Annotated in this window: 11 protein-coding genes; 1 reads left to right on the forward strand and 10 read right to left on the reverse strand. The window is 63.7% G+C overall.

All coding sequences use genetic code 11. The features are described 5' to 3' along the window. Together JOZ76_RS27630 and JOZ76_RS27635 are read right to left on the reverse strand one after the other, a co-directional pair. On the reverse strand, positions 1-356 hold a 356-nt coding region (locus JOZ76_RS27630), incomplete at its 3' end, for a class I tRNA ligase family protein (RefSeq protein ID WP_291704058.1). Positions 357-545: 189 nt separating this feature from the next. Further along, positions 546-1526, reverse strand: a complete 981-nt coding sequence (locus tag JOZ76_RS27635) for a bifunctional riboflavin kinase/FAD synthetase (RefSeq protein ID WP_291704060.1) — start codon at positions 1524-1526, stop codon at positions 546-548. 235 nt (positions 1527-1761) lie between these two features. On the opposite strand from JOZ76_RS27635, the gene JOZ76_RS27640 reads away from it, so the two are divergent. Continuing rightward, positions 1762-2157: a response regulator gene (locus tag JOZ76_RS27640; protein ID WP_291704062.1), complete on the forward strand. Its 396-nt coding sequence runs from the start codon at positions 1762-1764 to the stop codon at positions 2155-2157. A 144-nt stretch (positions 2158-2301) separates the two neighbouring features. Here the strand turns inward: JOZ76_RS27640 and JOZ76_RS27645 are convergent, their stop codons facing one another. From JOZ76_RS27645 to JOZ76_RS27680, 8 genes are all read right to left on the reverse strand, one after another. After that, a complete protein-coding gene (locus JOZ76_RS27645; protein WP_291704063.1) occupies positions 2302-3159 on the reverse strand; it encodes a TIGR01459 family HAD-type hydrolase in 858 nt (285 codons plus the stop codon). A gap of 15 nt (positions 3160-3174) precedes the next feature. Continuing rightward, positions 3175-4635 (reverse strand): EAL domain-containing protein, encoded by a 1461-nt coding sequence (locus JOZ76_RS27650; RefSeq protein WP_291704066.1) that lies wholly within the window; start codon positions 4633-4635, stop codon positions 3175-3177. 204 nt (positions 4636-4839) lie between these two features. Continuing rightward, positions 4840-6189 carry an aspartate aminotransferase family protein gene (locus tag JOZ76_RS27655; RefSeq protein WP_291704068.1) on the reverse strand — a complete coding sequence of 450 codons (1350 nt, stop codon included), beginning with the start codon at positions 6187-6189 and terminating at the stop codon, positions 4840-4842. A gap of 127 nt (positions 6190-6316) precedes the next feature. After that, positions 6317-7270: a 50S ribosomal protein L3 N(5)-glutamine methyltransferase gene (prmB, locus tag JOZ76_RS27660; RefSeq protein WP_291704070.1), complete on the reverse strand. Its 954-nt coding sequence runs from the start codon at positions 7268-7270 to the stop codon at positions 6317-6319. Beyond that, complete coding sequence (locus JOZ76_RS27665) at positions 7270-7737, reverse strand: molybdenum cofactor biosynthesis protein MoaE (protein ID WP_291704072.1); 468 nt, start codon at positions 7735-7737, stop codon at positions 7270-7272. Before JOZ76_RS27665 ends, prmB begins: the two co-directional genes overlap by 1 nt. Positions 7738-7801: 64 nt before the next feature. Then, the gene (gene moaD, locus JOZ76_RS27670) at positions 7802-8053 is read right to left on the reverse strand and encodes a molybdopterin converting factor subunit 1 (RefSeq protein WP_291704073.1); all 252 of its coding nucleotides are present in this window, start codon (positions 8051-8053) and stop codon (positions 7802-7804) included. Further along, positions 8050-8667: a CDP-diacylglycerol--glycerol-3-phosphate 3-phosphatidyltransferase gene (gene pgsA, locus JOZ76_RS27675; protein ID WP_291704075.1), complete on the reverse strand. Its 618-nt coding sequence runs from the start codon at positions 8665-8667 to the stop codon at positions 8050-8052. Before pgsA ends, moaD begins: the two co-directional genes overlap by 4 nt. A gap of 171 nt (positions 8668-8838) precedes the next feature. Continuing rightward, positions 8839-9174 carry a GIY-YIG nuclease family protein gene (locus JOZ76_RS27680; RefSeq protein ID WP_291704077.1) on the reverse strand — a complete coding sequence of 112 codons (336 nt, stop codon included), beginning with the start codon at positions 9172-9174 and terminating at the stop codon, positions 8839-8841. Positions 9175-9462: the final 288 nt, after the last annotated feature.

The following is a 9462-nucleotide window of genomic DNA, read 5'->3' on the forward strand; positions in this document are numbered from 1 at the left end:
TTCTCTTCCTCGACCTTCCACTCGATCGGCAGGCCGTGGCAGTCCCAGCCCGGCACGTAGTTGGAATCGAAGCCCAGCATCTGCTGGCTCTTGGTGACGAGATCCTTGAGGATCTTGTTCAGCGCCGTGCCGATATGGATGTTGCCGTTGGCATAGGGCGGACCGTCATGCAGCACGAATTTGGCGCGGCCTTTCGAGCTTTCGCGCAGCCGGCGATAGAGATCGATCGCGTGCCAGCGCTTCAGAATTTCCGGCTCGCGTTGCGGCAGTCCTGCGCGCATCGGGAAATCCGTCTGCGGCAGGAACAGGGTTTTCGAATAGTCTGTCGTGTCGGACTTTTGCGGCTTCTCGGACATGAGGTCGACTTGCTCGGAAAGGGCGCGGAATACGCGATCACTCGCGGGTGGACGAGGAGGGTCCCGGACTTGCGCCGAGCGGAGGAGCTCAGGCGGAAGCCGGGCAGCTAATCCTTATGATGCGCCGCGCAAACATGGGGGCTCTCCATAGCAGCCACCGGCCCATTCGCAAAGCCCCCCGCTGTGCGTTCAGCCCAGCTTTCCCAGCTTGGGGAAGGCGCCCGGCGCCGCGGCCAGTTGCGCCCGCGCGTGGGTGCTATCGTCATTCATCTGGCGAACCAGCGCCTCGATGCTGTCGAATTTCAGCTCCTCGCGGATGAAGCCGATGAAGGCGACATCGAGGGTTTCGCCATAGAGATCGCCCTTGAAACCGAACAGGAAGATTTCCAAGAGCGGTGCGCCATTGTCAAAGGTCGGACGACGGCCGAAGCTCGCCACGCCGTCGAGCCGCGCCTCGCTGATCCCCTCGCCACGGCCGACCCGGACCGCATAGATGCCGTGCTTCAGTGCGCAGTTCTGGTCGAGACGGATATTGGCGGTGGGATAGCCGAGTTCGCGGCCACGTTTTTCGCCGTGGATCACTTCGCCCGAGATGAACCAGGGCGCGCCGAGCATCGCGGTGGCCTCATCGATCTGGCCCTCCGCGAGCGCTATTCGGATCGCGGAGGATGACACCGGCCTGTCGTCGATATCGACATGTGGCTGCACATCGACCTCGATTCCGAGCCTCGGGGCCTCTTTGACGAGCAGGCTCGGCGAGCCGACCCGGCCCTTGCCGAAATGGAAATCATAACCGACTGCAATCCCGCGCACCCCAAGCCGGCCAATCAGATCGTTGTGGATGAAGTCCTGTGCGCTGGTTTCGGCCCGCGCCTTGTCGAAGGTCATCAAGACGACGCCGGACAGGCCCGTGCCGGCCAGCAGGCGGAGTTTTGCAGTCTCGTCGGAGAGCCGGAACTGCGGCGTGTTCGGGCTGAAGAAGCGCCGCGGGTGCGGCTCGAAGGTCAGCGCCAGCGCCGGCCGGCCTTGGACCCGCCCCATCTCCAGGGCGGCTGCGATCACGGCTCTGTGACCAAGATGGACGCCATCGAAATTCCCCATCGCCACCACGCTGCCCCTGGGGATCTCAGACATGGGGGAGGTGTCGCGGATGACGGTAAAAACGGACATCGTTGAGGGGGTTTTTGGAATGCTTCGGGGTGGTTCGCGCCGGGCGGACCGTGACGCGGCGATGCTGCAGAAGTCAAGCCGAGGTGCAAACCTACCTGCGGACAGGTGGGAACCAGGGTCAGTTAACGAGCTGTTTAACGCCTTGATGCTAGTCAAGAGGGATGGACCGTCGGGGTAAGCCCCGGGCGGAGTTGTTCAATCTGTCTTACGTTCAAGTGCGTGCAGGGGAGTCAAGATGGCGGTTGATTTGTCGATGCCGGTTCTCGTGGTGGATGATTACAGCACCATGATCCGTATCATCAGAAATCTGCTGAAGCAGCTTGGCTTTGACAACATCGACGATGCCAGCGATGGCTCGGCGGCGCTCAACAAGATGCGGGGCAAAAAATACGGTCTGGTGATTTCCGACTGGAACATGGAGCCGATGACCGGCTACGACCTGCTGCGGGAGGTGCGCGCCGATCCGAACCTCGCGACCACCCCGTTCATCATGATCACGGCGGAATCGAAGACTGAGAACGTGATCGCGGCCAAGAAGGCCGGCGTCAACAACTACATCGTCAAGCCGTTCAACGCGGCGACGCTGAAGACCAAGATCGAAGCGGTCTTCCCGGACATGGCGAACGCGTAAACTGACTTCGCTGCAAGTGTATGCCCTTCGTTCCGGCGCCGCGAAGCGGCGAACCCGGAACCCGGAGATTCTCAGGTGCGCAATTGCGCATCAGGGTTCGATGCTTCGCATGGCCCCGGAATGAAGAAGGACACAGATTCTACATCACCACTTCAATTCCCGGATCAGTGCCCGGGGCGGGTGACCGAACAATTCCTTCACCGAGGCCGGATCGAGCTGGTCGACGCCGGCAAACTCCTCGGCGTGAATTCCGCGCGTGACGAACAGGCAATCGATCCCAAAGCCATGCGCGCCGGCGAGGTCGGTGCGTACGGAGTCTCCGATCGCAAGCACCCGGCTTAGCGCCACCGCATGGCCAAGTCGGGTCGCCGCGAGCTCCATGGCGCGCTCATAGATCGGCCGGTGCGGCTTGCCATAGAAGATCACCTCGCCGCCGAGTTCGCGATAGAGCTCGGCGATGGCGCCGGCGCAGTAGACGAGGCGATCGCCGCGTTCGACGACGATGTCGGGATTAGCACAGATCAGCTTTAGCTTGCGCTCGCGCGCCTTCAGCATCATCTCGCGATAGTCTTCGGCGGTCTCGGTCTCGTCATCGAACAGCCCGGTGCAGACGATGTAGCTGGCGTCATCGAATGGCGAGAGCACCGCGTCGAGCCCGCGATAGATCGACCCGTCGCGTTCCGGCCCTAGCCAGAACACCTTGCGGCCGGGATGGTCCGCGACATAGAGCCGCGTCAGGTCGCCGGACGAGACGATCGCATCATAGGCCTCGTCGGCGACGCCGAGCTTGCGCAGCTGCCGCTGCACCGAATCGGCGGGCCGCGGCGCGTTGGTGATGAGGATCACCGCGCCGCCCTGTCTGCGAAAGCGGTGCAGCGCCTCGCAGGCGTCCGGAAAGGCTTCGATGCCGTTGTGGACCACGCCCCAGATGTCGCTGAGCACGACCTCGACGCCGCCGCTGACGAGCTCCCGCAGACTTTCGACAAAACGCAGTGTGGTCATGGGTCCGGATATGCTCTAGGCCGGTCCGGCGACACGGCGTACCAGCGCGGCCGCGCCGGTCATCCGGGGCGGGCCGGCCGGCACCTCCGTCGCGTTGATTTTGGCGCCATTGACGGCACCATTGATCGTGACGCTGGTTTCCTGCGGCTTGGCGTCTGCCGGGGTCGTGACGTTGGAAGACGCGGCTGCGCCCTCGGGGCGCAGCGGGCGGGGCGGGGCAAACAGAAAGCCCTGCCCGAAGCGGACATCGTAATCGAGCAGATCGACCACCGCGCGCTCGCCCTCGATCCGCTCGGCAATCAGGTCGATGCCGAAGCGGCCGAGCAGGTCCGACAGGTCGGACGGATGAATGTCGGATGCCGATGTCTGCTTCGGATCGAGCAGGAGGGCAGCCGGCACCTTGATGAAGCGGACGCCGCGGTCGGCGAGCTCGCGCGGCTCAAAGCGCAGGTCGGCGACGTGATCGACCGAGAAGCGGTAGCCGCGTTTGGCCAGTGCCGCCATATTCTCTGTCTCGGTGGGGCCGATGGTGCGCAGGGTGGCTTGCTTGAACTCAAGCACGAAGGAGGGCGCGAGCGCGCGGTTAGCCTCCAGGAAATCGAGGCATTGCGCAAACGTCGCTGGATTGCCGAGCGTCGCCGCGGAGACGTTGCAGAAGATGCCGATGTCCTTGTTGCGCACCAGGAGCCGGCGCAGGACCTGCACACAGCGCAGCATCACGGCATTGTCGATCCGCCCGATCAGGCCGGCGTTCTCCGCTACTGCGATGAAATCTTCCGCCGCCAGCACCTGGTCCTTCTCGTCGCGCAGCCGCGTCACCGCCTCGTAGTAGCGCACCTTGCGCTGCGGCAGCGTCACCATCGGCTGCAGATAGATGTCCAACCGGTTCTCGTCCACGGCGCTTCTCACCGCGGCAAGGGTTTGCGACTGGCTGCGGGCGGCGGTGGAGACCGGCGCAGCGGGAGCCAGGGTCAGCGTCTCCGCTGCCGTGATGGCCGCGGGCTTGTCGTTATCCGCGGATGGGAGCTCCTTCCGCAACTCGCTATCCACCGGCAGGGCGGGCGGCTTGGCCGAGGTCAGGAGATCCTCATGGGTTGCGACCGAGACCGCGAGCTGCTTGACCAGCGCGCCGAGCTCGTTGATCTCGCCGACCACGGACTGGATGCGGTCGGAGCCCATCGAGTTGGCGGAGACGACCCGGCCCTCGATGGCGGAGAGCCGGCGGCCGAATTCCGCAACCTGCCGGGCAAGATCCGCGGTGCCGCGCGACAGATCCGCGATCTGGCTGCCGACATCGGTGCGGTCGCGCAGCCGCATCGACACGGCGTTGTACAGGATCATGAAGGTCAGTGCGGCCAGCGCCACGATCGCGGATTCCGTTCCGCTGATATGGGCGACCGAATACAGGATCAGCCCGAGCGATGCCGCCACCAGCACCATGCAAATGGCAATGAAGATCGTAGAAATACGTATCATCTGGCGCTCGTGCCCCTCCACACAGGTCGTTACCCCGCGCGCCCCCACGCGATCGCCTGATCCTATCATCATAGGTGATTCGGCAAGCGCTGTTCTTTTGGCAGGTCGGGAACCAGAGGCTGGATGGGGCCGCCAGGGCATGCGGTCCGCACGCCCTGGCAATTCCCCTCCCGGCCGAGCGAGGAGGGCCCGTCGTCTAATGGTCTAGGCGACCGCCCGGATGACCTTGCCGACCTTCTCGACGATCTCGCCGATCTGGTCCTCGCTGATGATCAAGGGCGGGGTCAAGGCGAGCGTGTCGCCGGCAATGCGCAACATCAGGTCGTTTTCGTGGAAGGCCGAGACCATCGCATCATAGCCACGCTTGCCGACGAGGTCCGCCGCGCGCGGGGCGAGGTCGATGCCGGCGGTCAGGCCCACGGTGCGGATGTCGAGCACGTTCGGCAGCCCCTTCAGCGACATCACCGCATCGCCGAATTTCGGTTCGAGGTTCTTGGCGCGCTCGAACAGCTTTTCGTCGCGGTAGATGTCGAGCGTGGCAAGCCCGGCGGCGCAGGCGATCGGATGCGCGGAATAGGTATAGCCGTGGGTCAGCTCGACGGCATGCTCCGGGCCGGTCATGAAGGCGTCGTGGATGGTGTCGCGGACGATGATCCCGCCCATCGGGGCCGCGCCGTTGGTGACGCCCTTAGCGAACGTGATCATGTCGGGCAACACGCCGTAGCGCTCGGCGGCAAAGGCATGGCCGAGCCGGCCATAGCCGGTGATGACCTCGTCAAAAATCAGCAGAATGCCGTGTTTCTGGGTGATCTCGCGCAGCCGCTTGAGATAGCCTTTTGGCGCCGGCAGCACGCCGGTGGAACCAGCCATCGGCTCGACGATGACGGCGGCGATGGTGTTGGCGCCGTGCAGGCCGACGAGGTTTTCCAGTTCGTCGGCGAAATGCGCGCCATACTCCGGCTCGCCCTTGGTGAAGGCCTGCTTCTCGCGATCATAGGTGGCGGGCAGGTGATCGACGCCCGCCAGCAGCGAGCCATAAAGCTTGCGGTTGTTGACGATGCCGCCGACCGAGGTGCCGCCGAAACCGACGCCGTGATAGCCGCGGACGCGGCCGATCAGGCGGGTGCGGCTGCCCTGGCCGCTGATCTGGTGATAGGCGAGCGCGATCTTCAGCGCAGTGTCAGCGGCTTCCGAGCCGGAATTGCAGAAGAATACGCTTTCGAGGCCTTTTGGCGCGAGCTCGGCAATGCGGCTTGCAAGCTCGAACGCCTGGGGAATGCCGAACTGGAACGGCGGCGCATAGTCGAGCGCCGCAGCCTGCTTGGCGATCGCTTCCGCAATCTGCGGGCGGCCGTGGCCCGCATTGCTGCACCACATGCCCGAGGCGGCGTCGATGATCTTGCGGCCGTCGACGGTGATGTAATGCATGTCCTTGGCGCCGGCGAGCAGCCGCGGCGCCTTCTTGAAAGCCCGGTTGGCGGTGAACGGCATCCAAAGCGCGGCCAGATCATTCGGCACATTGATGGCGGTGGAATCGGGGCTCTTGTCCAGCATGGGGGCCTCTATCGGGAATTGGCGTCGTTGCTGCGGGCGAAACTACCAGCTTCGCGAGGGCACGAAAACGTCAATAATCAAAGAGCTTTGGCATTAAGTCAGCGGATTTGCATGGCGGCTGAATTTTTTATGCCAAATCCGCCGCTGTGACCCAGAACACCTCGCCTTCTGATTCCGCGGTGTCGAGCCAGAGCAGCGGAAGATGGGGAAATGCATCCTCGAGCGGCTCCCGCCCGCGCCCGATCTCGCACAGCAGTCCGCCCTGCGGCGTCAGGTGGGCCGGCGCCTCCTCGAGAATGCGGCGGACCACATCGAGGCCGTCGGCGCCGCCGTCAAACGCGACTCTTGGCTCCACACGGCATTCCCTCGGGAGTGAGGCCATGCCTTCGGCATCGACATAGGGTGGATTTGACATAATGAGGTCGTAGCGCTTGCCGCCGAGCGGCCCAAACAGGTCGCCGTGATGCAGCGCGATGCGATCCGCAAGTCCATGGTCGTCAACATTCCGCATGGCGACGTCCAGTGCATCCCTGGAAATGTCGACCGCATCGATTTCGGTTGCGGGAAAATGCCGCGCTGCGAGGATCGCAAGGCAACCGGATCCGGTGCAGAGGTCGAGGACGCGCTGCACGGCCAGGGGATCGAGCAGTTCAACGCTGTCGTCGCTCTCGCCGCGGAAATGCGTGCCGAGCAGTTCGCCGATGAAGGAGCGCGGTACGATGACGCGCTCGTCGACATAGAACGGCAGGCCGCGCATGTAGATCTTATTGACGAGGTAGGCCGCGGGCTTTCCCGTCGTCACGCGCTGGGCGATCAGGTCGAGAATCCTGCCGGCTTCCCACGCCGTGACCCGCGCGGACGCGAAGGTCTCGAACTGGTCGGGGTGCAGATGCAGCGCCTCGCAGACCAGAAACGCGGCTTCCGCAACCGGATCAGTGGTGCCGTGCGCAAAGGTCAGCTTGGCCTCGCTGAACCGGCTCACCGCGTAGCGGACGAAGTCGAGCAGCGTCGCGAGCTCGCCTTGGCCGACTCTCCGCACGCTCGGCTTGCGCCGGGCGGTCACTTTGGTGCGTTTGGCCATCAGGACTTGGTCCAGCGGCGCGCCGCTTCATCGTCGTGAGCGCGGGCCTCGACCCAGTTGCCGCCGCCCTCGCGTTCCTCGCGCTTCCAGAACGGTGCGCTAGTCTTCAGATAGTCCATCAGGAACTCCGCGGCCTGGAACGCGGCCTGGCGGTGGCTCGAGGCGGTGACCACCAGCACGATATTCTCGCCGGGCGTGATGCGGCCGGTGCGATGAATGATGGTCAGCCCGTTCAGTGGCCAGCGCACCATGGCCTCATTGGCGTGGCGGGCGATCTCGGCTTCCGCCATACCGGGATAATGTTCAAGCGTGAGTGCGCCGATGACATCGCCGTGCTCGCTGCCCCTGCAGATCCCGCTGAAGGAGACCACCGCGCCGATATCGGTGCGGCCCTTCGACAGCTGCGCGATCTCGCGCGCCGTGTCGAAATCCTCCTCTTGGATGCGGATGGTGACGATAGCGGTCATCTTCATTTCTTTTGACACGTTTTCTTCACGCGAACCGGTGTCCACTTCGCTCGAAAACGCTATGCTAGCCGCCGGTCATCGGCGGGAAGAAGGCGATCTCGCGCGCGCCGGCAATGGGCGTGTCCGGCTTGACATGGACGTGGTCGATCGCGGCGCGGACTACCTTTGGGGTCTCGAAGGCATGGGCATAGCTCTCGCTGCATCTGGAAAGCCAGGCCATCAATTCGCCGACCGTGCGGACATCAGGCGGCGGATCCAGCATCTCTTCGGATTTGCCGACGCGCTCGCGCACCCAGGCGAAATATTTGATCTTCATCCCGCGTCCTCCTTGACGAGGTGATGGACGCCGGCGCGGAAATAGTCGTAACCGGTGTAGATCGTGAAGATCGCCGAGGCCCACAGCAGGAGCAGGCCGATCTGGGTGACGACCGGGACGATCATGTCGCCCGCTTCGCCCGCCAGCAGAAAGCCGATCGCGACCAGCTGGATCGTGGTCTTCCATTTCGCGAGCTTGGTGACGGGCACGCTGACGCGGAGCGCGGCGAGATATTCGCGCAGCCCCGATACCAGGATCTCGCGGCACAGGATGATGATCGCGGCCCACAGCGACCAGCCATGGATGATGCCGTCGGCGGCCAGCATCAACAAGCAGGAGGCGACCAAGAGCTTGTCGGCAATGGGATCGAGCATGCGGCCGAACGCCGACTGCTGGTTCCAGATCCGCGCATAATAGCCGTCAAGGTAGTCGGTCACGCCCGCGGCGATGAAGACGGCCACCGCGACCCAGCGCAGCCATAGGGGCCCGTCCATGATCGACTGCGCATAGATGCAGCCGACCACCACCGGGATGGCGGCGATCCGCGCATAGGTCAGAATATTGGGAAGGGACAGCGAGCTTTTTGCCGCTGCCCGGGTCGTTGCAATGTCCATTCGTTGTACCAATACCGCCGTCTTGCGAAGGTCAACCCGTCCGGCGCATCCGACCCGTTGGAAATGACGTCAATATTACGGGAATCGCCGGCGCCCATTGCGAAGATAGGAATTGGTGCTGTCACGGCAACGAGACGCGGCCGAACATCTGAAAGAGGTTTTGCCTGTCGGCTAAATGGCCTCCGCAGCGAGGGTCGAGCACCAGTGCGATAAACGGTTCTTCAGGAGGCCATCCCGGACATAGCCCAGCGCCTCGTCGTCGAGGCGTTCGATGATGTCGAGCGAGAAGGCGTCGGGGCCGTGCTGGTTCCAGGCCGCCTGCAGCGTGGCGTGGGGATAGCCGCCCTGCCGCGATGTGAACCACAGCCGGTTTTGAACGGTACTGACGTCCAGGGCTCGCCCGATCCAACGCTGTCCCGACGGGCGGCAAACGACCGCATAGATGCCGGCGACGGGCTTGCGCTCGCGGTAGGTCGCACCGGCCGCCTTTCGTTGGTCCCGATCCATCACGACCTCCATTTGCTCGCCTCTCATATCGTCCGGGTAAAAAAGATTGCAATATTTTACCCGGATTTAATTAGGTCGCGCTTGGAAGAGACGCAACGTCACGTTCCCGCGGCACGATCGCACCCGAGTTATGCGGCGAACCGCCCTCCAGGAATCGAAGAGGGCGCAGGGAATGCCGGGTGAGGGCCTCACCCATGGCCCGCCAGCAATAAGAAAAGCTGGCGGCAGGTACCACAGGTTCAGCCGAATCATCCGGCATTCCCTGCGCGATGGCTTACGGCTTATACG

The organism is Bradyrhizobium sp. (genome assembly GCF_019244115.1).
Lineage (GTDB): Bacteria > Pseudomonadota > Alphaproteobacteria > Rhizobiales > Xanthobacteraceae > Bradyrhizobium.

Coding starts and splice junctions, on each gene's coding strand:
- JOZ76_RS27635 (WP_291704060.1), bottom strand. CDS start 1,526: ATGTCCGTTTTTACCGTCATCCGCGACACCTCCCCCATGTCTGAGATC.
- JOZ76_RS27640 (WP_291704062.1), top strand. CDS start 1,762: ATGGCGGTTGATTTGTCGATGCCGGTTCTCGTGGTGGATGATTACAGC.
- JOZ76_RS27645 (WP_291704063.1), bottom strand. CDS start 3,159: ATGACCACACTGCGTTTTGTCGAAAGTCTGCGGGAGCTCGTCAGCGGC.
- JOZ76_RS27650 (WP_291704066.1), bottom strand. CDS start 4,635: ATGATACGTATTTCTACGATCTTCATTGCCATTTGCATGGTGCTGGTG.
- JOZ76_RS27655 (WP_291704068.1), bottom strand. CDS start 6,189: ATGCTGGACAAGAGCCCCGATTCCACCGCCATCAATGTGCCGAATGAT.
- prmB (WP_291704070.1), bottom strand. CDS start 7,270: ATGGCCAAACGCACCAAAGTGACCGCCCGGCGCAAGCCGAGCGTGCGG.
- JOZ76_RS27665 (WP_291704072.1), bottom strand. CDS start 7,737: ATGACCGCTATCGTCACCATCCGCATCCAAGAGGAGGATTTCGACACG.
- moaD (WP_291704073.1), bottom strand. CDS start 8,053: ATGAAGATCAAATATTTCGCCTGGGTGCGCGAGCGCGTCGGCAAATCC.
- pgsA (WP_291704075.1), bottom strand. CDS start 8,667: ATGGACATTGCAACGACCCGGGCAGCGGCAAAAAGCTCGCTGTCCCTT.
- JOZ76_RS27680 (WP_291704077.1), bottom strand. CDS start 9,174: ATGGATCGGGACCAACGAAAGGCGGCCGGTGCGACCTACCGCGAGCGC.